This is a genomic window from Leisingera sp. NJS201, assembly GCF_004535885.1.
In the GTDB taxonomy this organism is placed as follows: domain Bacteria; phylum Pseudomonadota; class Alphaproteobacteria; order Rhodobacterales; family Rhodobacteraceae; genus Leisingera.
In genome coordinates, this window is the sequence record NZ_CP038235.1 from 18,691 (window position 1) to 44,140 (window position 25,450).

The window sequence follows — 25,450 nt, forward strand, 5'->3', positions numbered from 1 at the left end:
GGACAGAACATGGCAAAACGCAAACGGCTTTCCCCGGCGCAGACCGGTTACCTGACAGCGGCGCCCGCGGGCAAACCGGCGCTTGGCACCGCGTCCAGTGTGGGGGCGGCGCCGATTGCCCAGGTGGCCTCGGATGCGTCGGCCCAGGCGGCGCTGCAGGAGCTGTCGGGCGTGCTGGAAAACGCCCGCGCCAAGGGGCTGATGATCGAAGAGCTGCCGCTGGCGGCGATTGATGAGAACCACCTGGTGCGCGACCGGATTGAGCAGGACGAGGAAGAGCTGCAGGCGCTGATGGCATCGCTGCGGGCCCGCGGCCAGCAGACCCCGGCGGAAGTGGTGCCGCTGGAGGATACATTCGGCGGACGCACCCACGGTCTGATCTCCGGCTGGCGCCGCCTGACGGCCTTGCGCAGACTCTATGAAGAAACATCAGACCCTAAGTTTGCCACACTCAAGGCGCTGGTGATCAAGCCCGGCAGCGCCGAAGCCTCTTATGTGGCGATGGTCGAAGAAAACGAGATCCGGGTGAACCTCTCCCATTATGAGCGCGCCCGGATTGCCGTGCGCGCCTGTAAGCAGGGCGTCTTCACCCGCCGTAAATACGCGCTGCAGGCGCTGTTCGGCAATGCCACCCGCACCAAACGCTCCAAGATCGGCAGCTTTGTCACCCTGGTCGAAGCGCTGGATGCGGTGCTGTTCTACCCCACCGCCATCAGCGAAAAGCTGGGCCTGGCGCTGGTGCGCGCGATCGAAGCGGACGAAGGTTTTGCCGCCCGCGCCACCCAGGCGCTGCAGGCCGCGGACCGCTCCAGCCCTGAGGCAGAGCTGGACGTGCTGATGCGTCTTGCGGAAGGGGATGCGCCGGCGCAAACGCCCTTGTTAGACACTGATACCCGCCCTGCCCCGGCTTATGAAACCCCGCCCGCCCCGTCTGCGCCTCAGGCGCCGGTGCCGCCGCTGGTCAGCCGCCCGCGGGTGCGCGGGCATATGATTGGGACGCCGCCCAGCCCGGCGAGCGGATCTCGCTGCCGGCTCCGGGTGGTGTGAAACTGGGTTATACTCCCAGCGAACAACGCATCGAGATCAGCGGCCCCGGTGTCAACACCGCCCTGGTTGAGGCATTGCAGGCCTGGCTGAAAAAACTCTGATCAGCGTCTGCCAGGCTTTCATCTTTCCCAGGGCTCCGCCCGTTCGAAAGCAAAACCGTCCCCCGGACGGTTTCCAGGAAGCTTTCTCACCCCCCGCCGCAGGCACAGGGCTTTTCCTAGGAAAAGCCCTTTTCAGTCTCTGATATCTCCAGTTCCGGCACATCTCTTTAGGTCAGCACGATTGACCAAATGTTTCGCGCGCGAAACATTTGGTCCGAACCGGACCTACTCCGGTGCGCCGTTCAGCTGCCCGCGCCCCACCGCCACATAACTCTCGAAACCGGCCCGTTTGGCGGATTTTGACGAGTAGATATTGCGCAGGTCCGCCATCCGCGGCACCTCCATCTTGCGGGCCAGCTTCTTCAGATCCAGGGCACGGAATTCGTTCCATTCGGTCAGCAGCACCACCAGATCGGCATTCTGCGCCGCCTTATAGGGATCCTCCTCCCATTTGACGCCGGGCAGCAATGCCTCGCCCTCGGCGCGGCCCTGCGGGTCCACCACCCGCACCCGTGCGCCGCCGCCAACCAGGGCCGGCACGATGGTCAGGCTGGGCGCATCGCGCATGTCATCGGTGTTGGGTTTGAAGGTGACACCCAGCACCGCGATGGTCTTGCCGTTGAAGGACCCGCCGCAGATGTCGCGCAGCTTTTCGACCATCCGCGCCTTCACCTCGTCATTGACCCGCATCACCGTCTCGGTGATCCGCATCGGAAAGCCATGGTCCTGACCGATCCGCGCCAGGGCGGCAGTGTCCTTGGGAAAGCACGAGCCGCCGTATCCCGGCCCTGCGTGCAGGAACTTATTGCCGATACGGCCGTCAAAACCGATACCGCGGGAGACTTCCTTGACGTCCGCCCCGACCCGTTCGCACAGGCCCGCGACCTCGTTGATGAAGGTGATCTTGGCCGCCAGGAATGCATTGGCGGCGTATTTGATCATTTCGGCGCTTTCCAGATCGGTGGACAGGACCGGGTAGTCGCGCAGGTAAAGCGGCCGGTAGATCTCTGCCATCACCTCGGCTGCGCGGTCGTTCTGCACCCCGACCACCACCCGGTCGGGTTTCATGAAGTCTTCGATCGCCGCACCTTCGCGCAGGAACTCCGGGTTGGAGGCCACGTCGAAGCCCGCCTGCGGATTGGCCTTGGCGATCACCTGTTTCACCTGCCGGTTGGTGCCCACCGGCACGGTGGATTTGGTCACCACCACCGCATAGCCGGTCAGGGCTGCGGCGATCTCTTCGGCAGCGGCCATCACGTATGTGAGATCGGCATGGCCGTCGCCGCGCCGGGTCGGGGTGCCGACGGCAATGAACACCGCCTCGGCGCCCGCGACCGCCGCCGCCAGATCGGAGGTGAAGCTGAGCCGCCCGGCAGCCACGTTCTTCTCCATCAGCTGGTCCAGCCCCGGCTCATAGATCGGCACTTCGCCGCCCTGCAGCCGGGTGATCTTGCGCGCGTCCTTGTCGACGCAGATCACGTCATGGCCGAAATCCGAAAAACAAACGCCGGACACCAAGCCGACATAGCCGGTGCCAATCATTGCAATACGCATGGGATGCCCCTTTTCCCGTTCCTGGTTCACCGGGCTTTGCGCCGCAGGTGTTATTGTTCAAATAGAGACATATACGCGCCTGCACAGGGCGGAAACTGGAAACTTAACAGGTGCTGCAGCTATGCAAAAATAGGTCCGCTTCGGACCAAATGTTTCGCGCGCGAAACATTTGGTCCGAAGCGGACCTAACTGGCTGAGAGGAATTCCGCCTTTCCTCGGAAAGGCGGAGGCCTGCGGCGCGGGTATTTAAGACCAGAAAGAAGCAGAGGGAAGAAGCTCCAGCTGGCTTCTTTCTGGTCCCCAATACCCAAATCCGCGGGTTGCCCCGGGGCGCGGCACAGGCATTCTGCAATGCAGGGGCAAGAGGCAGGGGGTCAGATGCGGTAATAGTCCCGGTACCAGGCAGCAAAACGGGCGACGCCCTCGGCAACGCCGACCTGGGGCTGATAGCCGGTCAGCGCGCTCAGCAGGCTGGTATCGGCCCAGGTGGCGGGCACATCGCCGGCCTGCATCTCCATCATGTTTTTCTGTGCCTTGCACCCCAGCGCATCCTCAAGTGCGGCGATATAGTCCATCAGCGGGGTCGGCTTGCTGGCGCCGATATTGACCACCCGGAAGGGCGCCACCGGGCTGAGACTGTCTTGTTCCGGCACCGGTTCGGCACCCGGCACCGCCGCGATCAGCCCGGTGATGCCGGTGACCAGATCGTCGATATAGGTGAAGTCGCGGCTCATGCGGCCATGGTTGTAGACGTCGATCGGCTGGCCTGCCAGCATTGCCTTGGTGAATTTGAACAGCGCCATGTCGGGCCGGCCCCAGGGGCCGTAGACGGTGAAAAACCGGAACATGGTGACGGGCAGGGCGTAGAGATGGGCATAGGAATGCGCCATCGATTCATTGGCCTTTTTGGTGGCGGCATAAAACGACATCTGGTGGTCGGCCTGCTGGCGTTCTTCAAACGGCATTTCGGTGTTGGCGCCGTAAGCCGAGGAGGTGGAGGCCATCAGCAGGTGCTTGGGCGGATGGGCGCGGGCGGCTTCCAAGAGTTCAAAGCTGCCGATCAGATTGGCCTCCAAGTAGTCGCGCGGCGCGTCAATGGAATGGCGCACCCCGGCCTGGGCGGCCAGGTGGACCACCGCATCCGGCTGGTGGTCCTCAAACAGGCCCATCAGCCGGCCGGGGTCTTCCAGCTTGCCGATCACCGGGGTGAACCCCGGGGTCTGCGCCAGCATCGCATGGCGGCGCTGTTTCAGCGTCACGTCGTAATAGGGCGACAGGCAGTCCAGCCCGATGACCCGCCAGCCTGCCGCCAGCAGCCGTGCTGCCAGGTGATATCCGATGAAGCCGGCCGAACCGGTGATGAGAGCTGTTTGCATGGCTCTTAGGTGGCGGCTTCCTGCCGTTCTGTCAAACGCTTTGCGGCCCTAAAGGATTTGACAGCGGCGGGGATTTATGAGCTTTCGGGCGCGCATAAGCGGCATCAGATTCCATCAGACAGGCAAGGAGCCCCGGGTGAGCACGGCAGAAGCAATCGGCACCGGGAAACCGGCAGCGGCACAGGCCCTGGAAACCGTTCCGGCAGGCGCCGGGCGGCTGGTGGCGGTGGTGGTGACCCACAACCGGCTGGACAAGCTGAAAGCAACGGTGGCGCGGCTGCTGGAGAGCCCGGGCCATGAGCTGGCGGCGCTGGTGGTGGCCGACAATGCCAGCAGCGACGGCACTGCTGAGTGGCTGGCGGCGCAAGGCGACCCGCGGCTGGATATCTGCACCAGCACTGAAAACCGCGGCGGGGCCGGCGGCTTTGAGATGGGCATGCGCCGGGCGGTAGAGGCGCAGGCCGCCGACTGGCTGGTGGTGATGGATGATGATGCCTGCCCCGCACCCGGCGCCTTTGCCGCCTTTCACGCCCGGCCCCGGCCGCTGGACACCGCGCTGGCGGCGGCGGTCTATTTCCCCGACGGGCAGATCTGCGAGATGAACCGGCCCTCGGTGAACCCGTTCTGGAACCCTTCGGTCTTTCTGCGCACGCTGCTGAAAGCGCGCAACGGCTATCACATTCCCTATACGGCGTATGAGGCTCCGGCCCCGATGCCCATTGATCTCACCTCCTTTGTCGGGCTGTTCCTGCCGCGGCGGATGGTGGAAGCGGCGGGCTATCCGGATCCGGGGCTGTTTCTGTACGGCGACGATGTGATTTACACGCTGGGGCTGCGGCGGCGCGGCGAGACGATCCTGTTCGACCCGGAGCTGCGGTTTGAGCATGACTGCTCGACGTTTCAGAATGACCGGCACCGGGTGTTCCGCCCGTTGTGGAAAGTCTACTACGCCTACCGCAACGGGCTGATGATGTACCGTAAGGCAGCCGGCCTGCTGTTCTGGCCGCTGCTTCTGGTGGTGCTGCTGAAGTGGCGGCTGACCGCGCGCCGCTATGGCGCAGGCCAGCGGGCCGCCTATCTGCGGCTGCTGCGCCACGCGGCCTGGGACGGGGTGCGGGGCAGGACCGGGCGCTCCCATGCCCGGGTGCTGGAACTGGCGGGCGAAGACTGATCTGCGCCCTGAACGTCCTGTCTCCCGCCGCAGGTCTCAGCGGTTCAGGATGTCGCGGTGAAAACGGCCCATCAGGATCAGCCCGAGCGCAAACAGGATCAGGCTGGTGGCCAGCACATAGGTCACACTGACGTAAGCGGCAGTATAGCTGGGATAAAACCCGCTGCGCATCAGCCCGGTGATATGCATCAAGGGGTTGAACCACAGGATGCCCTGCGCCAGCGGCGGCAGATCCTCATAAAGAAACAGCACGCCTGAGGCCAGGAACAGCGGCCGGGTGATCACCGACCAGGCCACGTCCCACAGCGGGTAGAGCCCCATCAGCACGCAGTTCACGGTGCCGACCCCCAGCCCCAGCAGCAGCGAAAGCACCATAGCCAGCACTGCGGGCGGCAGATCCAGCACCGCGCGGCTGTCGGTCACCGCATAGACGCCGCCGATCAGCAGGAAGGTGATCAGGATGCCGGTCAGGCTGTTCAGCAGGAACCGGGCCAGCACCGCGTCCAGCCAAGTGACAGCCGGAAATTTCAGCAGCGGCTTGGAATAGGCAATCGCCCGGCCGGTGGTGGCTGAAATGCTTTGGTAGAGATTGAAGGGCAGAAAACCGGTGGCGTAGAACAGCAGGAAGCTGGTGCCCAGCGACGGGGAGCGGATCACCAGAGAAAAGCCGATCGCCAGGAACAGAATGGCCGCCATCGGTTCGAGAATGGCCCAGAGGTAGCCGCCGGGGGTGCGCCCGTAGCGGGTCGACATCTCCCGCAGCACCAGGGCGGCCACTGTGCGCAAGGTGGCAAAGCGCCGGGCGCGCCCGGCGAGGGGCGGCTGGGCCGGAGACTGGACCGGATATTGGGCGGGGGCAGGGCAGGGGCCGCCGCAGGCGTGGTTCTGGTCATGAATACCCATTGTGAATATGCGCTGTGCAGGCGATAATATGAAAGAAAGACGAGGCAATTACAAACGGCTGCAGGCCGGGGTAAGCAGATTATGACACAGGATCACCCGGCGGCGCGGCAAAAGGCTGCCGCCCAGTTCCGTACTGGCCGGAAAGCTGCAGACAGGGACACCCCGGCCGCAGCGGTGCCCGGCGGCACGGAGCAGGCCCGGCCCGCTGCGGAGGCGGGCCCAGCCAATCAGCTGTCCGCAGCGCCCAGCCCGAAAAGCCGCGGCAAAGGCGGTAAGCTCAAGCGGCTGCGCCGCAAGGTCCAGGACGCCGAAAAGGCCCAGGCGTTGCTGGCGCAGAAAGCCGACAGCCTGGAGGCGCAGATTGCTGAAACCCCGGCGTATCCGGTGGCGCGGCCTGCCCATGCCAAGACCCGCCACCACGGCGTGATCGCCAGCTTTGCGGCATTGGTGCTGCTGCCGCTGGCGGCGGCGGTGTTTTATCTGTTTGCGGTGGCCGAGGATCAATATGCCTCCACCGCCGGTTTCACCGTGCGCAGCCAGGAAAGCTCCGGTGCCAATGAGCTGCTGGGCGGGCTGGCCAGTTTTGCCGGCAATACCACCGCCTCGGACAGCGATATCCTGTATGAGTTCATCCAGAGCCAGGAAATGGCCGAAGCGGTCAATGCCCGGGTGGACCTGCGCGCCCATTACAGCCAGTACTGGCCAACCGACTGGGCCTTTTCAATCTGGCCCGATGCCACGCTGGAGGAACTGGTCTGGTTCTGGCACCGGGTGGTGCGCATTTCCTATGACAGCGGCTCCGGCCTGACCGAAGTGCGGGTCACCGCCTTTGACCGGGACACCGCCCGGGCGGTCAGCCGCGCCATCGTCGACGAAAGCCAGATCCGCATCAATGCGCTGAACGAACAGGCGCGCGCCGATGCGATGCGCTATGCCGAGGCCGATCTGATGGAGGCGGTTGAGCGGCTGAAGCTGGCGCGCCAAGAGCTGACCCGGTTCCGCACCCGCACCCGCATCGTCGACCCCGAAGCCGATATCCAGGGCCGCATGGGGGTGATGAACAACCTGCAGCAGCAGCTGGCCGAGGCGCTGATTGAATACGACCTGCTGGCAGGCACCGTCAGCCCGGGCGATGTGCGCCTCAAACAGGGGCAGCAGCAGATCGAGGTGATCCGCGACCGCATCAATATCGAGCGCCAGACCTTTGCCTCCAGCAATACCGATACCGGCGGCGTCGGCGAGGATTACCCCTCGCTGATTTCGGAGTTCGAGCGCCTGACGGTGGACCGGGAATTTGCCGAGGAAACCTACCGCGCGGCGCTGACTGCGCTGGAGGTGGCGCGCGACGACGCGGCCCGCCAGAGCCGCTACCTGGCCACCTATATCACCCCGACCCTGGCCGAGGAGGCGGAATATCCGCGCCGCTATGTGCTGTCGGCGCTTGCCGGGCTGTTTTTGCTGCTGGGCTGGTCGATCGGAGTGCTGATCTATTATTCGATCCGCGACCGCAGCTGAGGACGGGCAATGATCCGTTTTGAAAACCTGACCAAGAGCTTCCGGCTCAAGGGCGAGCGCAAGGTGGTGATCGACAATCTGAACCTGACGCTGCCGCCGGGGAAATCCCTGGCGCTGCTGGGCCGTAACGGGGCGGGCAAGTCGACGCTGTTGCAGATCATTGCCGGCACCATGCGGCCCGATCACGGCCGGGTGGTGTCCGATGGCAGCATCTCCTGGCCGGTGGGGCTGGGCGGCTCGTTCCACCGCGATCTGACCGGCGCCGAGAATGTCCGCTTCATCGCCCGCATCTACGGGGTGGATACCGGCGATCTGGTGAATTTTGTCGGCGAGTTTGCCGAGCTGGGCAAATTTTACCACATGCCGATGCGCAGCTATTCCTCGGGCATGCGCTCGCGGCTGACCTTCGGCGCCTCGATGGGGATCCGCTTCGACACCTATCTGGTCGACGAGGTAACGGCCGTGGGCGACCGGTCGTTCAAACGCAAGAGCCGGGCGGTCTTTGCCGACCGGATGAAGCATTCCAGCGCCATCATGGTCAATCATTCGATGGCGCAGATCCGCCAGTTCTGCAATGCCGGGCTGGTGCTGGAGGCCGGGCGGATCCGCTATTACGACGATCTGGACGCGGCGATTGCCGCGCATGAGGCGATGCTGGACTGATCCAGCACCGCCTCAGCGCGCAGGCGTCAGCGTTCAGGCCTCTGCCGGGACCGGATCTGCTGCCGGGGCCAGGGTTTTCTCCCAATAGGGTTTGCTGGCCATCTCGGCATAGCCGCTGCGGTAGACCGCTTTCAGGCGGCTGTGGTCGCGGCGGAAGGCGGCCAGGGTCTTGGCCATGCGCCAGGCCAGGCTGAAGAAGCGCCGCTTTGAGTGGGTGACGGTATAGCCCTTGCTGCCATCGGTGTTGAGATAGGTGAGCCGGGCGCCGCCGAAGGCCGGGAACACCAGGCCGCGCTCGCCGATGTTCAGCACCATCCGGTCGCCGATCATCTTCCAGAACGGCACCAGATGGCCATTCAGGGTGAACAGGCCCAGATAATGCCGCAGGCGGCGCGGCAGGCGGCTGAAGCGGCGCCGCTCAGCGGTGCTGAGGGTCTCTGCCGGCTGCCAGGCTTCGTCTTTGATCAGCGCCTTGATGTCGGCGCGGCGCGCACTCATGTCGATGTTCTCGTCAAAGAACTGCGGCCCCTGCATCACGTCCTGCCAGGCCAGCAGCTGTGCTTCGGCGCTGTCGTATTTGCAGCGCAGCAGCGAGCGCAGCATGAAGCGGAGGGCGATCTTGGCGGTGCCAAGCGGGCTGCGCTCCAGCGCGTCGAACACCAGATGGTGGATCAGGTGGTTGCGCAGATCCAGATACAGCGTCTGGGCGCTTTCCTTTTCGGTGAAATCATCCTGGAAGGAGACCACCCCGTTCAGGGTGAAGATGTTGAAATCATTGGCCAGCGAAAAACTGATGTCATCGCCGCGCACAAAGAAGGGGAACGGGTGGCGGGCGGCCTGGGCGATGGGGAAGGCGAAGAACCACCAGCCGCCGTAAAGGGTTTCGGGGCAGAGCGGGCAGAGCTGAATTCCATATCGATGACCTGGCCCGGGCTGCGCAGGTCGAGCCCGTTGTAGAGCGGGCGGCAGGAGCCGTCGAACCAGGCGCCGTTTTCCCACATGCACCATTTGTGGGTGTTGTTGATCATCGCGCCTGCCAGCGCGGCCTTGGGGTCCCGCGCCAGCGCCAGGAACATATAGGCGCGGGCGATGTTCTCCATGTGGAAGGAGGCATCGTCATCCATGAACAGGCAATGGCTGCAGCCGCGTTTGCCGGCCTCCAGAAGCCCGCGGGCAAAGCCGCCTGCACCGCCGAGGTTGCGGTTCGGGTAGGGGGTGACTTTCTCGCTGGCAGCGATGCCGGCGCTCTGGCCGTTGTCGACCACCTGCACGTGGATATTGGCGCTGTGCTCGAATTCTTCCAGGAACCCTTCAAGCCGGGCCACGGTTGTCTGCACCTCCTGCTCGCGCTGGAAGGTGGTGATGGAGACCGCAAGCTGCGGCAGGGCGTCCGGCACGGCGGCGGTGGCAAAGCGGCCGCCGGTCAGGGTGACCTCGTCCCCCAGCGCCAGCACCTCGGCGTAAAGCACGCCTTCGATGCCGGGGCCTGCAAATTCCGACAGGTCGATCTGATAGGGCGTGTCTTCCGCCAGCTCGACGATGTCGCAATAAACCACTTCCCAGGACCGGTTGGGCTGGGCCAGGGTGATCTTGATTTCGGCTTTGCCGCTGCCGGTCAGCTCGGCAAACAGCGTGTCGAACGCGCAGCCGCTGTTCCACTTCCCAAGGCTGAACAGGTTGAAATAGGTGTCAAACCTGGCACAGGCGCCGCGGGACAGGGTGTACTGCCCGGTGCTCTGGGAAAAACCGGCCGGACCCTGCACATGGCAGTAAAGCGCCTGTTCGGTGCAGATGCCGGGCTCGGGGGTGATAAAGTTCTGCAGAGTGATCATGCGGGTCATTCCTTGGAGCCCGGAAACCGGGGTGCGGGCGTATAAACGGTTACTGGCACAAGTCTTTCTGCAGATCTGTGACAAAGCTTTGCAGCGCCGGCGAGGGCAGCTGGGCGGGGTCCAGGCTTTCCAGCAGGCGGAGGGTTGCCTGGGGTCCGGGCACCGGGCGGGTTTCGCGCATCTCTTCGATGGCCGGGAAAAAGGCCGCCTGGCCGGTGAGGCTGCTGAGGTAGCTGTGCACCGGGGCAAAGGCCTCGGCAAGCTGGCTGCGCACACTGCTGCCGAACAGTTCCACATCGCGGTTGCGCACCGGCAGCTCGCCGGCGGGAAGCTTCAGGAAGACCTCCCGCAGCGCTTTTGCCTCCTCGGGCGGCAGGCGGTGATTGCCCTGGCGGATGATCTCATAGGCGGCGCGCGGCAAACCGTGGTTGGACGGGCCCTGATGCGGCAGTTTTTTCGGGAAGGCACAGCCGGCCTGAGCGGTGAAATCCTGCACCGAGCCGCCGGCCGCCAGGATGTCGTCGTAATTGCGGATCTGCAGCCGGGCATCGCTGAAGATGCGGGTCCAGGGCTCCACCATCTTGCGGTAGTTGAAATGGATGGTTTTGGTGCTCGCCAGTGCGGCGCCGCCGTCCAGGGGGCGCAGCTGGTGGCCGAACCGCAGCCGCTGGCCGAACCAGGAGGCCATGTATTCATCGGGCTGGCGCAGCGCGCAGTAAAGCTCCTGCTCGGCATCGGGAAACAGATCGCGCAATTTGGCGATCAGATCCTCATGCCCGGCGCCGAAGTTGGAAAAAACCTCGGAGCACAGGATGACGGTGTGCGGCTGCAGCACGCTGACCTGGTTGCGGATTGTGCTGAGCATCGCGGGCAGGCCGGGCAGGGCGCCGTGCCAGGCCGGGGTGCCGCTGCCATGCTTGCTGGCCAGCATCCGGAAGCCAAGCGCATTATGCGGCTCGCGCAGGTTCATGCAGCCAAGGTCCGGCGCATCCTGGCGGCCAAGCGCCTGGGCCAGAAGATGCGACATGCCCTCGCTTTCCACCGCAGGGTAAAGAATGCCATGCCGCAGCAGCTCCAGGGTGTTGCGGGCCAGATAGGCCTGCAGCGCAGTGGAGCCGACCTTGTGGTGGCCGAAATAGATAATGACTTTCATACCGGACCCGATAACTGAGGTGCTCTGGTTTGCCTATTCGGCAGCGGAGGCAGGCTGCAGGGCCGCTTCGGCATCGCGGACTCGCTTGCCGTGCAGGAAGGCGGGCCAATTGACCTCTCCGGCGTCCAGCAGCCCGCTGATCATCCCGGCCATGAGGGTCAGCCCGTGCAATTCGGACGGAGACAGGTGATCGGCGGGGGCAGCGGACTGCGGTTTGGCGATGGCTTTCTTCACGGCCGCGTGCAGCTCGTTCTGCATCAGCGGTTCGCCGCTGAAAAACATGCGGTCCATATTGCGGGCATCCTCCAGGTAGCTGTCGCGGAGGGTCTTCGACAAGGCCCGGTGCAGCTGCAGCCTGGTGCGCGCAGGCGCCGGCGGCAGATGCCCTGCCAGGCGGGAAAACTCCCAGCCGACCTTAAGCCTGAGGTCCTTGGACTGCTGCTGCAGCGCCTTCTGCAGCACCTTCAGACGCATCAGATCCTCCAGGCAGAGCGATTCATTGGCCTGGCTTTCGCCGCTGATGGTAAAGGCAAGGCCGCCAAAGGCGTGATGAATGAAATCGCTGACCACATCGCCCTGATAGAGCTGGCTGCGGATCATCGGACGCAGGGTGAAACGGTCAGCGAAATACTCCCGCCAGGCGGCAAACCGCGGCAGGTAGATGAATTCCCCGACCTCCTTGCGCCGGGCCGCAAAGCTGTCCAGATCCGAGCGCAGGGCGCGCGGGGTGCCGACTTTGATGCGTTCGGCAAAGCTGGACAGGATGCGGGCGGCATGGGGGCGCACATAGCCGATGATGCGGATCTCATCGGCAGCGCCGGCAAAGAAGGTCCCGGCAATCTCGTGAAACAGTGCTGCCGGGACGGTTTCCAGGGCTTCAGCCGAGATAAGGGCGAAATCGGCGTTTGACGCCTGGATCTGCGCGGCCAGCTTCTGGAAGGGCCTGGCGGCTTTCTGCCGGGCTTCCGGGGTCTCCGCATTGCCGTAAGCCCGGCACTGCGCGCCGAGGGTATTGCTGGCCAGCCGGGCCGGATAAAAGACGCTGTGCCTGTCCAGCGTCACCAGGCCTTTGGCAAAAGCCAGCTGAACCGAGGTGGAGCCGGTTTTGTGATCGCCGATGTGGAAAATCAGAGTCTTGCGGCGGGGACGTTCTGGGGCAGGCATATGAGTGCCGGATCCTGTGTTTGGTGCGGGTTTCAAGGCTGTGGTGTAGGGGATTTTCGCGCCAGAGACAATCGCCGTCCCGGACAGGCTGCGCGGCGGGTTGCGCTGAGCGGGAAAACTGTGCAGAGAAACCGCAGGTTGCATCAGACGGTTTGGCGGCCACGGCAATTAGACAACGGCATTTCAGGTGATTTGATCATGGCAGTGCAATTTTTCAGGAGCGGATTGCGCGCCCTGGCAGAGAGACGGCAGCGGCAAACCGGGCCGAAAGATACCGGGCCGAAAGATACCGGGCCTAAAAACGCCGGACCGGCGCCGCGGCTTTATGTTTTTGGTTCCTCTTCGTCAGAGGTTTTTGATTACATCTTCGGCGCCAGCCGGCGCTACCGCAGCTATTGGGCCGGCGGCTGGTCTGCCCGGGGGCTGCGGAAGGACGCGAACCGGGGCTATGTGCTGAACTGCTTGCAGCGGGCCCGGTCGCAGGACATCATTTTCCTGCACTACGGTGTGGTGGATGCAGCCTTCAGTTCGGGCTACCGCATGGACCGCGGGGATTTCCTCGATCCCGAAAGCTTTTGCCGGGAGGCGGCTGACGGGGTGCGGATGCTGGTGCAGGATCTGCGCGCGGCGGGCTTCAGCAATATCTATACGGTGGCCGTCGGCGCCCCTTGCCGGGTGCCGGAGCGGTATTTCCGCAAACGGTTCAAGCTGCACGGGCTGCCGCCGCGCTATCAGGCGCAGCTTTTGAACCGGATCAACCAGTTGATCAGCGGGGTCTGCGACCGGCGGGATCTGACCCCGGTTCTGGGGGATGAGCACGGGGTGCTGAAGCGGGAATACCACCGGGCCAAGCCGAATCACCATGCCGATTACGTCAGGATCCAGGAACTGGTCTGGGACGGGATCCGGGATATTCCCGGCCTGCCGCCGCGCCGCGCGGATTGGCGCACGGCGCTTTATAAAAGCGGTGTGCGCGGCGGGGTCGGCAAGAAAATCAGAGCGGAAAACTACCGGGCGGCCAATCTGAAGCGGTTCGAGCCCGCAGCGGCCTTGCCGCGGGAGAAAGCCCAGGCCGCGGACGCATAAGGCGGGCCTGCGGAAAACTGCCGGTCTGCCGGGCGGATACACAGGCAGCCGGGTTGCCACAGGGGCGGGCAGTCCGCTAGCAGTGGGCGCAAAATGCAGAAATGGGGCCATGGCCCGGCAGGCTTGGACAAAACGTTGATTGGTATGATTGCAGCCCGGTTCAGAAAACATCTCCGCGCCCGTTTGAGTCCGGCCTTGCTGGCGCTCCGTGCGGGCAGGGTGCGGGCCTGCCGGCCGCAGGGCGCGGCTGAGGCCCGGCTTTATGCATTTGGATCCTCGTCCTGCGAACTGTTTGATTACATCTTCGGAACCAGCAGCCAATACCGCTCCCATTGGGTCAGCGGCTGGTCGGCCCGCGGTTTCCTGAAGGCGGAGAACCGCAATTACGTGCTGGCCTGCCTGAAAGGCGCCAGCAGCGATGACATCATCTTTTTGCAATACGGCAATGTGGATGTGCAGTTTAATGCGGCGCACCGGATGCGGCTGGGCGATTTTCTGGATCCGGCGGGATTTTGCGCCGAGGCGGCGGAGGGGCTGCTGAAGATGGCAGCGGATCTGCGGACGGCGGGGTTCAGCAGGGTCTATTGCATCTATGCCGGTCCGCCGGTGCCGCTGCCGGGCCGCTATTACCGCAAAGGTTTCGGCCTGCCCGCGGTCCCGGCCCGGTTTCAGGCGCAGATGTTCCGCGAGATCAACCGCTTGCTGGAAGGCCGGGTTGCACTGGTGGATATGAGCGATGTGCTGGCCGATGAGCACGGCCTTCTGAAAGAGCCGTTCCGCCGCCCGTTCCCGGATCACCACGCGGATTACACCCGCATTCAGGAGCCGGTCTGGGCGCGCATCCGGGATATCCCAGGGATGCCGCCGCGCCGGGCCGAGTGGCGCAGCCAGCTGTATCCGCATTGCCCCCGCGGGATCAGCAAGCTGATCAGCAGGGCCGATCTGCGGCCGACCGATATTGCCGCGCGCGAGGCGCTGGGGTTGCACCCGAAGCTGCGCGGACGCCGCCGGCCGGATGCGGCAGAACGTGAAATGGCAGGGGCGCCGGCTTGAGGCCCCAGGGAATATGAGAGGACAGGACTAATGGCGGCAGGTAATTTTCTGATGGTGGGCGCAGGGCTTTCGGGGGCCGTGATCGGACGGCATCTGGCCGAGGCCGGGCACCGGATCACCGTGATCGACAGCCGCCCCCATGCCGGCGGCAACTGCCACACCGAGCGCGATGCGGACACCGGCGTCATGGTGCATGTCTACGGCCCGCATATCTTTCACACCGATGACGCCGAAGTCTGGGACTATGTGAACAGCTTTGAGAGTTTCAAACCCTACAAGAACCGGGTGAAATCCACCACCCGCGGGCTGTCCGGCGATCAGGAAGTGTTCTCGCTGCCGGTCAATCTGCACACCATCAACCAGTTCTTCCGCAAGACGATGCGCCCCGAAGAAGCGCATGATTTCATCACGCAGGAACAGGCCGATACCTCAATCGAAAACCCCGAGACCTTCGAAGAGCAGGCGATGCGCTTTGTCGGCAAGGACCTCTATGAGGCGTTTTTCAAGGGCTACACCATCAAGCAGTGGGGCATGCACCCTTCCGAGCTGCCCGCCTCGATCCTGAAGCGGCTGCCGGTGCGCTTCAACTATGATGACAATTACTTCTTCCACCAGTTCCAGGGCATGCCGGAAAACGGCTATACGCCGATGATTGAGAAGATCCTCGATCATGAGAACATCACCGTTCAGCTGGAAACCGAGTTCAGCGCCGAGATGGGCGCCGCCCATGACCACGTGTTCTATTCCGGGCCGCTCGATGGCTATTTCGGCTATGAGCTGGGCCGTCTGGGTTACCGCACCCTGGATTTTGAGCGCTTCACCCATCAGGGCGATTACCAGGGCTGCGCGGTGATGAACTACGGCGAGGAGGATGTGCCCTATACCCGCATCACCGAGCACAAGCATTTCGCCCCCTGGGAAGACCACGAGGGATCGGTTCTCTACCGCGAGTTCTCGCGGCTGGCGGAACCCGGCGACATTCCCTATTACCCGGTGCGCCAGGTAAAGGAGAAGGAACTGCTGGCCGCGTATGTGAAGCTGGCGGAAGCGACGGCGGGTGTTACTTTTGTGGGCCGTCTGGCCACCTACCGCTACCTGGACATGGATGTGACCATCCGCGAGGCGCTGGACGCCGCCCGCGGCTTTGCCGCCTGCCTGGAGCGGGGCGAGGCGGCGCCGGCGTTTTTCACCGCGCCGTTGTGAGGTTTGCATTGCGGGCCACAAAGGCCCGCAGCTGTGCCCGGTCCTCTGCACCCAGAAGGCCGGTGCGGGCCCAGCCTTCCGGGCCGGCGCCAGTGCGGGTCTCGCAGAGGCTGCTGGTGCCGGTGGAAAATGTCTGCTGCAGTTCCGCGCGCTCGCTTTCGATTTGCCGGGTGACGGCCGCCGCGGTGTCGGCGCTGATATGCAGGCTGGTGCCGCGGCGGTCTTCTGTTTCCGGAGCGCTGCAAAAATCCGTGTCCAGCAGCTGCGGGCGCAGCCGGGCGTAGCTGTCCTGATCCGTCAGGGTCTGAACATATTCCAGCTCCGCAAGCTTGCGGTTGCTGACCCGGCGGTTGCGCCGTCCTGTGGACACCGGAGCCGGCAGGCCCAGCAGGCTGTAGAAATCCCCCAGCATGTCCGGTTGCACGAGATCCGGCGGTTCGATCGACCGCAGCATCAGAACCTCAGGCGGGAAATGTGCCATCAGCATCCGGGCGTAGCGCAGATTGGAATAGAGCGGAAACCCCCGGCTGTCTTCGAAACAGCTAAGGAATTTTTCGATCGAAGGCGCGCCATCGGCGTAGAACCTGTGCCGGTTGATCTGGAACAGCCCGGCCCGGACATATTGCGCGTAGCAGGATTCAACAAAATCGTAAGGATTGCGGAAATAGGCCACGATACGGATTTGCCAGTCCGGCAGCTGAGCTTGCAGAGTTTTGTAAAGCGGCAGCAGGTTGCTGCCGGGAAAGGCATTGGCCCAATGCTCGCAGGACAGAACGATGCGGTTGCAGTCCTGGTCAAGGGCTTCAGCGGTGATCCGGGCCAGCGCCTGGGGCAGCATCAGCGGCGATAGCTTTGCCAGCGGCAGGTGGTTGCGGTAGCCATCCGCGCTGCGCCAGGCCCGGGGGTAGCAGACGCCGTGAGTCTGGTGCTGGACGCTGGCGGCTGCCATGTGCCGCTGGATGGTTGTCGAGCCGCATTTGGGCAGACCGATATGCAGCCAGATCTGGCGTGCGGGCGGATCGCTGCGGACCGCAGGCGCTGCCTCCGGCACGGCTGCCGGGGGAGGCGCGGCCTGCTGCAAGGCGGCGGCAAGGCGGCTGCTTTCACACTGGGCGAGAAAGGCCATAACCGGCGGCGGCGCCTCGGCGGCAAAGAAGGCCTTGGCTTGGCGGGCGAGCTCGGGGCGCAGCTCCGGCTGGATGAAACTGCCGATCCAGTCCAGCAACCCGGCTGCGAAGCTGTAAAAGGGAAGGGTAAAGATGCTGAGATCCTTGCGGGAGCGGAGTTCCGCGGACACACGGGACAGGGCAGTAAAAACCTGAAGCCGCTCCGGGCCGTTGCGGTTGGTCAGCCGGCCCTGGTCTGGCGCAACGTAGTGCATCACCCCGATCCGGTCGCTGGCCAGGATGGTTCTGGCGTTAAGGAAGCTGCGCCAATGCAGCTCGACGTCATTGTGGACCGCGATTTCGGTGCAGCGGATGGCATGTTCCTGCAGAAAACCGGTGCGGTAGATCTTATTCCAGGGGTAATTGGCGGTCTGGCACAGGCTGGCAGCGGTGGCGGGAGACACTTCTGACAGGGCGCCTACACCTGTTCCGGCGGTGTGCCACAGGGCTTGGTCTGCGGGCATTTGCCCCCAGTGGCCGTCCGTGCCGCGGCGGCTGTCATGGTGTTGAAAAATGCAGAAATCAAATGTTTTGCCGTCCAAATCCCGCAGCAGGTCCGGCAGTTCGCGCAGCGGCAGATCATCGGCATCAAGGAACAGCACATGATCCGTTGCCACATGCTGAAGCGCCAGGTTGCGGGCTGCCCCGGCGCCGCAGGGCTGGTCCTGGCGCAGCAATGTGACCTGCTCTGGCGGCAGGCCGGCTGCGAGGGGCAGCGGATCAAAGGCGAGTGCAGGCTCTGAGCCGTCATCGGAGATGATGACATGGCTGGCGAAATTCAGCTGCCGGATATGCCGGAGCAGGCGGTGCAGAGGGGCCTCGTCATTATGTGCAGGGATAATGACGGTCAGCTTCATACGATGAACAGGCGCAGGTCGTGCAGATCGAGACGGAAGCTGTGCGCGGGCAGGAACAGGATCAGCTCGCGCCAGGGGGCTTCTGGCGGCAGGTCCGGCTGCAGGCTTATTTGCAGGGCGTCCAGGTGGCTGGAGGCCTCCGGGTGGGCCAGAATGCGCTTGGTGAAGAAGCAATCATCAAAGCCGCCTTCGCTGCGGCCCGAGCGGATGCAGGCGCGAACCGCTTCGATTGATGGGGCGGTGCTGCGGCAGGCGATGCCGAGGAGACCGGCCTGGGACAGATTGATGCCGCCGAGGTCCATATGCAGCCCGAACCAGCTGCCCTCGCCGTCGGCTGTGACCTCTAGTTCCAGCAGCCGCCCGGCCGGGGAGCGCCACTGGCCGCGTGCTTTGAGAGCGGGATCGGCGTGCAGGGTGATCCCCGGTTGGATCTCACTTTGCTCTGCAACATCTCCGCTGACCTGGCTATCCCGCAGAATCTGCAGGGCGTAATTCAAATTTGCTTCTGGTCCGGCCGCAATATTATCGGTCATTACTGGTGCCTCAGCTAACTACCCGTCGAACACGTGTAGTGCCGCGTCCGCTTTGGTTTGTCCATCTGGAAAAGAGGGCGTAAAGCAGGGCGGCCTGGTGCGCGCGCGGACTGCGGCTGAACAGGGGAAACCGATGCAAAAAGAACTTGAGCTGCTGCAAGGCTATATATCGGCGGCACGGGCACTGGCCGTGCAGCAGCCGGAATACGAGGCCGGCGCGGTTCTGCAGCAAGCGTTGCAGCAGGCACAGGGACAGGACGGTGTTATGGAGCTGGCGGCGGCGGCGCTGGACCTGGCCGAGCCGGACTGCGCTGCGGCGGCGCTGGTGCAGCTGCCGCAAGCGGCGCCCAGGCAGGCGCTGCAGCAGCGGGCAGAGCGGCTGTTCTCCCTGGCCAAGCTTCCGCAGCCGGTGCCGCCCTGGGGCTGGGCACCGGTGCCAGGCCGTGTGGCCTATGTGCTCTACAGCAGCCTGCCCTGGATCTCGACGGGCTATGCGGTACGCTCGCAGCGGCTGGCACTGGCGCTGCGCGATGCCGGAGCGGACCTCCATTGCCTGACCCGGCCGGGTTTTCCCTGGGATGAGAATCCGGCAGCACTGTCAGCTGATATGCCCCTGGGCAGGCCCTTCGAGGAAGAGATCGCAGGGCTGCCTTATCTGCGCAGCCCGGAACCGCAGTTCGGCAGCTGGCAGAATTACCCGGCCTATGTGCGCAGCAGCGCAGAGGCGCTGACGGCGCGTTTCCTGGATCTGCGGCCGGCGGTTGTGATGGCGGCCTCAAACCATGCCTGTGCGCTGCCCGCGCTGATTGCGGCCCGCCGTCTCGGACTGCCCATGGTCTATGACATGCGCGGCTTTTGGGAGTTGAGCCGGGCCGCCCGGGAACCGGGTTTCCTTGGGGCGCCGCAATACCGCTATGAGCGCTGGCTGGAAACCCAGGCGGCCCGGCAGGCGGATCATGTTTTTACTTTGTCGCAGCCGATGCGACAAACGCTGGTCAGCCGCGGCGTTGCGGCGGAGCGGGTCACGTTCCTGCCGAACGGCTGCAATCCGGACAGTTTTGGCCCGGCGGGCCGGGGGCGCAGGCTGGCGGCAGAGCTGGAGTTGCCGGAAGGAGTGCCGGTCATCGGCTATACCGGCAGTTTCCCGGCTTATGAGGGGCTGGAGGATCTGGTGGCTGCGGCGGCCGGGCTGAAGGCCGCGGGCCATCGCTTCCGGCTGGTGCTGGTGGGAGATGAGAACGGCACCGGGCTGCGCGGCACCCCGGTGACACAGGCCCTGCGCCGTCAGGCTGCCGAGCTGGGGCTGGGGGACTGGCTGATCATGCCGGGCCGGGTTCCTTTCGAACAGGTGCCGGACTGGCTGGATCTGATCGGTATCTGTGTCTTCCCCCGCCGCCCGCTGCAGGTCACCGAAATGGTCGCGCCATTGAAGCCGGTGGAAGCGATGGCGGCCGGCAAGGCCATTGTGCTGTCCTCGGTCGGGGGGATGCAGGGGCTGTTGGAGGATGGCGAAAGCGGGCTGGTCTTTGCCAAGGGGGAGATTGCAGATCTGCAGAGCAAGCTGGCCCGCTTGCTGGAGGATCCGGAGCTGTGCACGCGGCTCGGAGCTGCAGCGCATTTCCGGGCGCGCCGTCAGTACTCCTGGGGCAGCATTGCTGGCACTATGAGAGATACGCTGAAATGCTTGACGGGCGGAGCTGGGCTATAAAGCACTGAAGGGCAGACGTTTCAGTTCGTGGGGAGTGCAGTCAAAGAAGGCCGGTCAGTGATATTGCAAACCTTTTACATGTTGGCATGCACGGTCAGCCACGGCATTGGGGCTGATCAGCCCATCCTGAGTTTTAGTATCCACTCACTGGAGCAAACCCTCCGGCTTCCAGCCGGATCCGCTTAAGCGTGAAAGAATCCTGTTATGCACTTACCCTCCGGAAAATGAGCCGCAGCCGGGTCGAAGGCTCATTTTCCGGAGGGTAAGTGCATGCAATATGATACCGGCAAACACTGCGTTTTCTACCACCGCTACCATATCGTATGGTCGACCAAATACCGCTACAAAGTGCTGCGCGGGGCATTGCGCCTGCGGATGCGCGACATTTGCCGCCAGGTCTGCGCCGAGAACGGGGTCGCCATCTTGCGCGGGGTGCTGTCGAGCGACCATGTGCATATGTTCGTGTCGGTACCGCCGAAACTCGCCATCTCCGATCTGGTGCGCAAGATGAAGGGCCGTTCGTCTTACCGGGTGCAACGGGAATTCCCTTCGATCCGCAGGCGTTACTCGGGCTGCCGGTTCTGGGGCCGCGGGTATTTTTCAACCACCAACGGCGCCATCACCGAAGACATCGTACTTCAGTACCTGGAAAATCACATTGCCGATCCTACCGGCGCCAGCCGGTAGTCGTTCAGTCAAGCACGCTGAAATTTCTGCGAGGCTTTACGCAAAGGCGCAGTTACTTTCCAGGACGTGCTATGCTCCAGTGCTTGCACCCGTTCCGCAAATTGGTCGCGTTGATGTGTTGCTGCGCTTAGTTGTTCTTTCAACAAAGCTATCTCTTCCTGGGTCACTTCACGTTCCGCACGCAGCGTGTCATTTTCCTTTGTTTTGGCTTGAATTTCAAGGCCGAGAGTTGCGATGTCGGTGTAACGCTCGCTTAGGGTTTCTTCCTGCTCCAGAAGCAGTTTCCGCAGATCCGGGGCCTCTTTTTCCAGGGCTGGAAGGCGATGTCTGAGGCCCCTCAATTCTTCATGCAGCAGGTCGTTTTGCTGCCGCGCTTCCGTAAGGTCTCTGTGCAGCTTGGGAATCGTCTCGTCCTGATCCGCCCAAGTTTTCAGTTTCGCTTGTGTCTTTTGCAGCTCCGCAGTGCTGAGTGCTGCGTTTTGACGCGCCTGGATCAGCTCGGAAGCAGCATGCTCCAGTTCGGCGGTTTTGCTGTGCAGTTCACCTAAACGCCTGAAGACTGTGCTTGCAGCCATAAATCCAGAGTGGCCGGGTTTAAGTTGCGTTAGCCTTTGCAGCCGTTCGGAATGATTGCTGCCGTGCAGGACGATACTGGCGCTCCCGTTCTGCCAGAGAGAGAAACTCTCATCCTCTGCTGCGAAGGCTGCGTGAAAGGCCTCAGCGGCGTCGGCTTCCGGGGTATGCAAAAACAAGATTACACCGCGGTCTGACAGTTGGGGTAACCAAGCGTTGCGCAACGCGTCTATCAATGTCTTCGACGCTGGTTTGTTGATGACAATCAGGTCGGCTTTGCTGCTATGGGGCAGAAAATCAGGAGTTTCCCCCGATGCCTTAACGAAATCCGAAAAATCCACGTAGTTCCGTTTGTTAAAGCTGGCGGCTTCTGCGCTGACAGGAACGGGCTCCACGCCGAAGCACAGGCTGTCCAGCCCGAGTTTGTCCACGGCTTGGCAGAGCGCAAAGTGCGGCACCGCATCTGCCACCCCCAAGGTGACAGTAATGCGCGGCCGGGCGGCCTCAATCAGCCAGAACAGCAGCGGAATGTGGCAGAGGACGGGGGAGGCTTCCAGATAGCGCGCGCGCCAGAACAGGGAGCGGCTGGCCAGCGGCGTGAGGATGTCCGCGCCCGGCTGCTGGACACTGTTCGCATGGGACGCGTTCAGGTTGTGCGTTATGTCCTGGTGCAGTTCAGATTGATCAGCGGGTTTCATCGGCGGCTCTGTTCAATAGTTACCTGGGGATGCTTGCTGTTTATGGCTGTAGCTAGGAAGGAGCAAGGGGCAAGGCGCGTTTTACGTGTGATCCGCCGATGCGGCACAGCTTACTTGGCTTTTATGCCGCGAACCGGTACCCCCTGATTCGGATTGGTGTTTTAAATGGATTCGGTATGCCCCTTGCAATTGTTGTCCTGGCTGCTGGCCGTGGAACCCGGATGGTCTCTTCTAAACCAAAGGTTTTGCACCCCATCGCAGGCTTGCCGATGCTGTTTCATGCCATGGGGACGGCTTCCGAGCTGCAGCCGGAACGCCGTGTCGTGGTTGCTGGGTTCGGCGCAGAACAGGTTTCGCATGCGCTGCAAGACTATGCGCCGGATGTTGAAGTCGCCATTCAGGAAGAACAACTTGGAACTGCCCACGCGGCGGATCAGGCGCGCAGTGCGCTGGAAGACTTCGACGGGGATGTGATTGTTCTGTTCGGCGACACCCCCTTTATCCGGACAGAGACGCTGAAAACGATGCTGGACGCGCGCCGCGCGAAGGCGGATGTGGTTGTTCTGGGCTTTGAGCCTGACGATCCGGCGCGCTATGGCCGCCTGGTGCTGGCAGACGGGCGGTTGCAGCGGATCGTGGAAGCCAAAGATGCGTCTCCGCAGGAACTGCAGATCGGGCTGTGCAACTCGGGGGTGATTTGCGCCAGCAGAAAAAATCTGTTCGATCTGATCAGCCGGATCGGCTGCGGCAATGCCGCTCAAGAATATTACCTCACGGATATCGTGGAAAAAGCCAATGAGGCGGGGCTGGCCTGTTCCGTGGTGACCTGCAGTGAGGACGAAACACTAGGGATCAATTCCCGGGCGGAACTGGCACGGGCGGAGGCGATCTTTCAGAATCGGGCCCGCCAGGCTGCGATGGCCGTCGGCGTGACGCTGGTGGCGCCGGAAACTGTTTTCTTTGCGCCGGATACCCGGCTGGACCGGGATGTTCTGGTGGAGCCGCATGTGGTGTTCGGACCCGGTGTGGAAGTGGAGCAAGGCGCGGTTGTGCGTGCCTTCTCGCATCTGGAGGGCTGCCAGGTCGGCCGGGAGGCCGTGATCGGCCCCTATGCCCGCCTGCGGCCGGGCAGTTCTATTGGCGCGGGCGCCAAGATCGGCAATTTTGTCGAGACCAAGAATGCCACGCTTGAGGCCGGCGCCAAGGTCAATCACCTGAGCTATCTGGGGGATGCCCATGTCGGGGCCGCGGCCAATATCGGGGCGGGCACGATCACCTGCAACTATGACGGGGTTCTGAAGCACCGCACCGAAGTGGGGGCAGGGGCCTTCATCGGCAGCAACAGTGCCTTGGTGGCGCCGGTTTCCGTTGGCGCGGGCGCCATTGTGGCGGCGGGATCTGTGATTACCCGGGAGGTGCCGCCGGAGGCTTTGGCTTTGGGGCGGGCAGAACAGGACAACAAGGCCGGAGCTGCAGAACGGCTGCGGCAGCGCCAGCGGGCCCGCAAGACCGCGGCTGAATAAACATCAAAAACACTTCAGAGGTTAAGAGTTATGTGTGGAATCGTCGGGGTTTTGGGACAGCATCAGGCGGCACCGGTTCTGATTGAAGGGTTGAAGCGGCTGGAATACCGCGGCTATGACAGCGCGGGTATCGCAACCGTGAACGGCGGTCGCCTTGGCCGCCGCCGGGCGGTGGGCAAACTGGCCAATCTGAACGATCTCCTGGTGCATGATCCGCTGGCAGGCACCGCAGGCATCGGCCATACCCGCTGGGCCACCCATGGCGCCCCGTCCCTGCAGAACGCCCATCCCCATGCCCGCGAGCGGGTTGCGGTGGTCCATAACGGCATCATCGAGAACTACCGGGAGCTGCGCGCCTTCCTGGCGGAGCACGGGCTGAAGGCGGAAACCGAGACCGATACCGAAACCCTGGCGATGCTGTGCGACTATTACCTGCATCAGGGGCTGGAGCCGGCGGAAGCCGCCCGCCAGACCATTGCCCGGCTGGAAGGCGCCTATGCGCTGTGCTTCCTGTTCGAGGGCGAGGAGGACCTGATCGTCGCCGCCCGCCAGGGCAGCCCGCTGGCGATCGGCTGGGGCGAAGGCGAGATGTTCATCGGCTCGGACGCTTTGGCGCTGGCGCCGATGACGTCGCTGGTCACCTATCTGGAAGAGGGCGACATGGCGGTGGTGACCCGGTCGGGCTGCGCCATCGAGGATGCCGAAGGCCGCCCGGCGGAGCGTGCCCGCAGCGAGATCGCGCAGTCGGTGGCGGCCGTGGGCAAGGATGGCCACCGCCATTTCATGTCCAAGGAAATCGCCGAGCAGCCCGCGGTCCTGGGCGCGGCCCTGAAATACTACCTGGACGGCGGCGAGGGGCAGCGGGCCCTGGAACAGATCGACTTCAGCCGGTTCGACCGAGTGGTGATGGTGGCCTGCGGCACCGCCTCGCTGGCCTGCCTGACCGCCAAATACTGGTTCGAGCAGATCGCCCGCCTGCCGGTCGAGGTCGATATCGCCTCGGAGTTCCGCTACCGCGAGCCGCCGGTCTCGGACCGCACCCTGGCGCTGTTTGTGTCGCAATCGGGGGAGACCGCCGACACCCTGGCGGCGCTGCGCTACTGCGCGGGCAAGGCCGGCATGATCCTGTCGGTGGTCAATGTGCCCGAAAGCTCGATCGCGCGGGAAAGCGGCCTGGCGCTGCAGATCCACGCCGGGCCGGAAATCGGCGTGGCTTCCACCAAGGCCTTCACCTGCCAGCTGGCGGTGCTGGCGGCGCTGGCGCTGGAGGCGGCGCGCCAGACCGGGGCGCAGCCGGCCGGGCTGCTGCAGGATTACGAGGCGCAGCTGCGCCACATGCCCAGCCAGGTGGCCGAAGCCCTGGCCTGCGAGGCGGAGGTGCGCGGTGTGGCATCGCAGCTGGCGCGGTTCAGCCATGCGCTGTTCCTGGGCCGCGGCGCGCTCTATCCGCTGGCGCTGGAAGGTGCGTTGAAGCTGAAGGAGATCAGCTATATCCACGCCGAGGGCTATGCCAGCGGAGAGTTGAAGCACGGCCCCATCGCGCTGATCGACGAGGAGATGCCGGTGGTGGTGCTGGCGCCGCATGACGAGCTGTTCGGCAAGACGGTGTCGAACATGCAGGAAGTGATGGCGCGCGGCGGCAAGATCGTGATGGTGAGCGATGCCAAGGGGCTGGACGCCGCTGCGGACGGCATCTGGCAGCCGGTCCGCATGGCGCCGGTGCCGGGCCCGTTTGCCGCCATCGCCTATGCGGTGCCCTTGCAGCTTCTGGCCTATCACACCGCGGTCGAGAAAGGCACCGACGTCGACCAGCCCCGCAACTTGGCGAAATCGGTGACGGTGGAGTAGGGGGCGGACAACCGCTCCTTCAATATAAGTCGCAGC

21 protein-coding genes are annotated in these 25,450 nt (G+C 63.7%); 11 read left to right on the forward strand and 10 right to left on the reverse strand.

Annotated elements, in window-relative coordinates; all coding sequences use genetic code 11:
* Positions 1-171: 171 nt before the first annotated feature.
* The gene (locus ETW23_RS21725) at positions 172-1,047 is read left to right on the forward strand and encodes a ParB N-terminal domain-containing protein (protein WP_254695235.1); all 876 of its coding nucleotides are present in this window, start codon (positions 172-174) and stop codon (positions 1,045-1,047) included.
* A gap of 326 nt (positions 1,048-1,373) precedes the next feature.
* Here the strand turns inward: ETW23_RS21725 and ETW23_RS21730 are convergent, their stop codons facing one another.
* Positions 1,374-2,702, reverse strand: coding sequence for a UDP-glucose/GDP-mannose dehydrogenase family protein (locus ETW23_RS21730; RefSeq protein WP_134831386.1), 1,329 nt, complete (start codon positions 2,700-2,702; stop codon positions 1,374-1,376).
* Between the two features lie 374 nt (positions 2,703-3,076).
* Positions 3,077-4,078 (reverse strand): NAD-dependent epimerase/dehydratase family protein, encoded by a 1,002-nt coding sequence (locus tag ETW23_RS21735; RefSeq protein ID WP_134831387.1) that lies wholly within the window; start codon positions 4,076-4,078, stop codon positions 3,077-3,079.
* Between the two features lie 136 nt (positions 4,079-4,214).
* Here ETW23_RS21735 and ETW23_RS21740 point away from each other — a divergent pair, with 136 nt between their 5' ends.
* Positions 4,215-5,249, forward strand: a complete 1,035-nt coding sequence (locus ETW23_RS21740; protein ID WP_254695231.1) for a glycosyltransferase — start codon at positions 4,215-4,217, stop codon at positions 5,247-5,249.
* Positions 5,250-5,285: 36 nt separating this feature from the next.
* On the opposite strand, the gene ETW23_RS21745 is transcribed toward ETW23_RS21740, so the two are convergent.
* Positions 5,286-6,152 (reverse strand): ABC transporter permease, encoded by an 867-nt coding sequence (locus tag ETW23_RS21745; RefSeq protein ID WP_134831389.1) that lies wholly within the window; start codon positions 6,150-6,152, stop codon positions 5,286-5,288.
* An 81-nt stretch (positions 6,153-6,233) separates the two neighbouring features.
* Here ETW23_RS21745 and ETW23_RS21750 point away from each other — a divergent pair, with 81 nt between their 5' ends.
* Both ETW23_RS21750 and ETW23_RS21755 read left to right on the forward strand, forming a co-directional pair.
* Positions 6,234-7,667 carry a sugar transporter gene (locus tag ETW23_RS21750; protein ID WP_134831390.1) on the forward strand — a complete coding sequence of 478 codons (1,434 nt, stop codon included), beginning with the start codon at positions 6,234-6,236 and terminating at the stop codon, positions 7,665-7,667.
* A gap of 9 nt (positions 7,668-7,676) precedes the next feature.
* Entirely contained in the window at positions 7,677-8,330 is a 654-nt protein-coding gene (locus tag ETW23_RS21755; protein WP_027256088.1) for an ABC transporter ATP-binding protein, read from the forward strand.
* Between the two features lie 33 nt (positions 8,331-8,363).
* Here ETW23_RS21755 and ETW23_RS21760 read toward each other — a convergent pair whose 3' ends face one another.
* The 4 genes from ETW23_RS21760 to ETW23_RS21775 are packed head-to-tail and all read right to left on the reverse strand — an operon-like array spanning position 8,364 to position 12,479.
* Positions 8,364-9,140: a hypothetical protein gene (locus ETW23_RS21760; protein WP_134831391.1), complete on the reverse strand. Its 777-nt coding sequence runs from the start codon at positions 9,138-9,140 to the stop codon at positions 8,364-8,366.
* Positions 9,083-10,162, reverse strand: coding sequence for a hypothetical protein (locus ETW23_RS21765; RefSeq protein ID WP_134831392.1), 1,080 nt, complete (start codon positions 10,160-10,162; stop codon positions 9,083-9,085). The genes ETW23_RS21760 and ETW23_RS21765 overlap by 58 nt, the downstream gene beginning before the upstream one ends.
* Before the next feature lie 49 nt (positions 10,163-10,211).
* Positions 10,212-11,315: a hypothetical protein gene (locus tag ETW23_RS21770; protein WP_134831393.1), complete on the reverse strand. Its 1,104-nt coding sequence runs from the start codon at positions 11,313-11,315 to the stop codon at positions 10,212-10,214.
* 33 nt (positions 11,316-11,348) lie between these two features.
* Positions 11,349-12,479, reverse strand: a complete 1,131-nt coding sequence (locus ETW23_RS21775) for a hypothetical protein (protein WP_134831394.1) — start codon at positions 12,477-12,479, stop codon at positions 11,349-11,351.
* A 198-nt stretch (positions 12,480-12,677) separates the two neighbouring features.
* Between ETW23_RS21775 and ETW23_RS21780 the strand changes: the two genes are divergently transcribed.
* From ETW23_RS21780 to glf, 3 genes are all read left to right on the forward strand, one after another.
* Positions 12,678-13,565, forward strand: coding sequence for a hypothetical protein (locus ETW23_RS21780; protein WP_134831395.1), 888 nt, complete (start codon positions 12,678-12,680; stop codon positions 13,563-13,565).
* A 195-nt stretch (positions 13,566-13,760) separates the two neighbouring features.
* Positions 13,761-14,618, forward strand: a complete 858-nt coding sequence (locus ETW23_RS21785; RefSeq protein ID WP_134831396.1) for a hypothetical protein — start codon at positions 13,761-13,763, stop codon at positions 14,616-14,618.
* A 30-nt stretch (positions 14,619-14,648) separates the two neighbouring features.
* The gene (glf, locus tag ETW23_RS21790) at positions 14,649-15,821 is read left to right on the forward strand and encodes a UDP-galactopyranose mutase (RefSeq protein WP_205879974.1); all 1,173 of its coding nucleotides are present in this window, start codon (positions 14,649-14,651) and stop codon (positions 15,819-15,821) included.
* On the opposite strand, the gene ETW23_RS21795 is transcribed toward glf, so the two are convergent.
* Positions 15,805-17,844 carry a glycosyltransferase family 2 protein gene (locus tag ETW23_RS21795; protein WP_134831397.1) on the reverse strand — a complete coding sequence of 680 codons (2,040 nt, stop codon included), beginning with the start codon at positions 17,842-17,844 and terminating at the stop codon, positions 15,805-15,807. The genes glf and ETW23_RS21795 overlap by 17 nt on opposite strands.
* Positions 17,841-18,377: a hypothetical protein gene (locus tag ETW23_RS21800; protein ID WP_134831398.1), complete on the reverse strand. Its 537-nt coding sequence runs from the start codon at positions 18,375-18,377 to the stop codon at positions 17,841-17,843. The genes ETW23_RS21795 and ETW23_RS21800 overlap by 4 nt, the downstream gene beginning before the upstream one ends.
* Before the next feature lie 133 nt (positions 18,378-18,510).
* Here ETW23_RS21800 and ETW23_RS21805 point away from each other — a divergent pair, with 133 nt between their 5' ends.
* The gene (locus ETW23_RS21805) at positions 18,511-20,085 is read left to right on the forward strand and encodes a glycosyltransferase family 4 protein (protein WP_134831399.1); all 1,575 of its coding nucleotides are present in this window, start codon (positions 18,511-18,513) and stop codon (positions 20,083-20,085) included.
* A 270-nt stretch (positions 20,086-20,355) separates the two neighbouring features.
* Positions 20,356-20,772, forward strand: coding sequence for an IS200/IS605 family transposase (tnpA, locus tag ETW23_RS21810; protein ID WP_134831400.1), 417 nt, complete (start codon positions 20,356-20,358; stop codon positions 20,770-20,772).
* 8 nt (positions 20,773-20,780) lie between these two features.
* Here the strand turns inward: tnpA and ETW23_RS21815 are convergent, their stop codons facing one another.
* Positions 20,781-22,043 (reverse strand): hypothetical protein, encoded by a 1,263-nt coding sequence (locus ETW23_RS21815; protein ID WP_134831401.1) that lies wholly within the window; start codon positions 22,041-22,043, stop codon positions 20,781-20,783.
* 176 nt (positions 22,044-22,219) lie between these two features.
* On the opposite strand from ETW23_RS21815, the gene glmU reads away from it, so the two are divergent.
* Positions 22,220-23,566: a bifunctional UDP-N-acetylglucosamine diphosphorylase/glucosamine-1-phosphate N-acetyltransferase GlmU gene (gene glmU / locus ETW23_RS21820; protein ID WP_134831402.1), complete on the forward strand. Its 1,347-nt coding sequence runs from the start codon at positions 22,220-22,222 to the stop codon at positions 23,564-23,566.
* Positions 23,567-23,596: 30 nt separating this feature from the next.
* Entirely contained in the window at positions 23,597-25,414 is a 1,818-nt protein-coding gene (gene glmS, locus ETW23_RS21825) for a glutamine--fructose-6-phosphate transaminase (isomerizing) (RefSeq protein WP_134831403.1), read from the forward strand.
* The last annotated feature ends 36 nt before the right edge of the window (positions 25,415-25,450 follow it).

Bases quoted from the DNA above. Each gene is read 5' to 3' on its own strand.
- tnpA (WP_134831400.1), top strand. From the start codon at position 20,356: ATGCAATATGATACCGGCAAACACTGCGTTTTCTACCACCGCTACCAT.
- ETW23_RS21755 (WP_027256088.1), top strand. From the start codon at position 7,677: ATGATCCGTTTTGAAAACCTGACCAAGAGCTTCCGGCTCAAGGGCGAG.
- ETW23_RS21730 (WP_134831386.1), bottom strand. From the start codon at position 2,702: ATGCGTATTGCAATGATTGGCACCGGCTATGTCGGCTTGGTGTCCGGC.
- ETW23_RS21780 (WP_134831395.1), top strand. From the start codon at position 12,678: ATGGCAGTGCAATTTTTCAGGAGCGGATTGCGCGCCCTGGCAGAGAGA.
- ETW23_RS21750 (WP_134831390.1), top strand. From the start codon at position 6,234: ATGACACAGGATCACCCGGCGGCGCGGCAAAAGGCTGCCGCCCAGTTC.
- glmU (WP_134831402.1), top strand. From the start codon at position 22,220: ATGCCCCTTGCAATTGTTGTCCTGGCTGCTGGCCGTGGAACCCGGATG.
- ETW23_RS21765 (WP_134831392.1), bottom strand. From the start codon at position 10,162: ATGATCACTCTGCAGAACTTTATCACCCCCGAGCCCGGCATCTGCACC.
- ETW23_RS21805 (WP_134831399.1), top strand. From the start codon at position 18,511: ATGCAAAAAGAACTTGAGCTGCTGCAAGGCTATATATCGGCGGCACGG.
- ETW23_RS21775 (WP_134831394.1), bottom strand. From the start codon at position 12,479: ATGCCTGCCCCAGAACGTCCCCGCCGCAAGACTCTGATTTTCCACATC.
- ETW23_RS21795 (WP_134831397.1), bottom strand. From the start codon at position 17,844: ATGAAGCTGACCGTCATTATCCCTGCACATAATGACGAGGCCCCTCTG.
- glmS (WP_134831403.1), top strand. From the start codon at position 23,597: ATGTGTGGAATCGTCGGGGTTTTGGGACAGCATCAGGCGGCACCGGTT.
- ETW23_RS21770 (WP_134831393.1), bottom strand. From the start codon at position 11,315: ATGAAAGTCATTATCTATTTCGGCCACCACAAGGTCGGCTCCACTGCG.
- glf (WP_205879974.1), top strand. From the start codon at position 14,649: ATGGCGGCAGGTAATTTTCTGATGGTGGGCGCAGGGCTTTCGGGGGCC.
- ETW23_RS21745 (WP_134831389.1), bottom strand. From the start codon at position 6,152: ATGGGTATTCATGACCAGAACCACGCCTGCGGCGGCCCCTGCCCTGCC.
- ETW23_RS21735 (WP_134831387.1), bottom strand. From the start codon at position 4,078: ATGCAAACAGCTCTCATCACCGGTTCGGCCGGCTTCATCGGATATCAC.
- ETW23_RS21800 (WP_134831398.1), bottom strand. From the start codon at position 18,377: ATGACCGATAATATTGCGGCCGGACCAGAAGCAAATTTGAATTACGCC.
- ETW23_RS21815 (WP_134831401.1), bottom strand. From the start codon at position 22,043: ATGAAACCCGCTGATCAATCTGAACTGCACCAGGACATAACGCACAAC.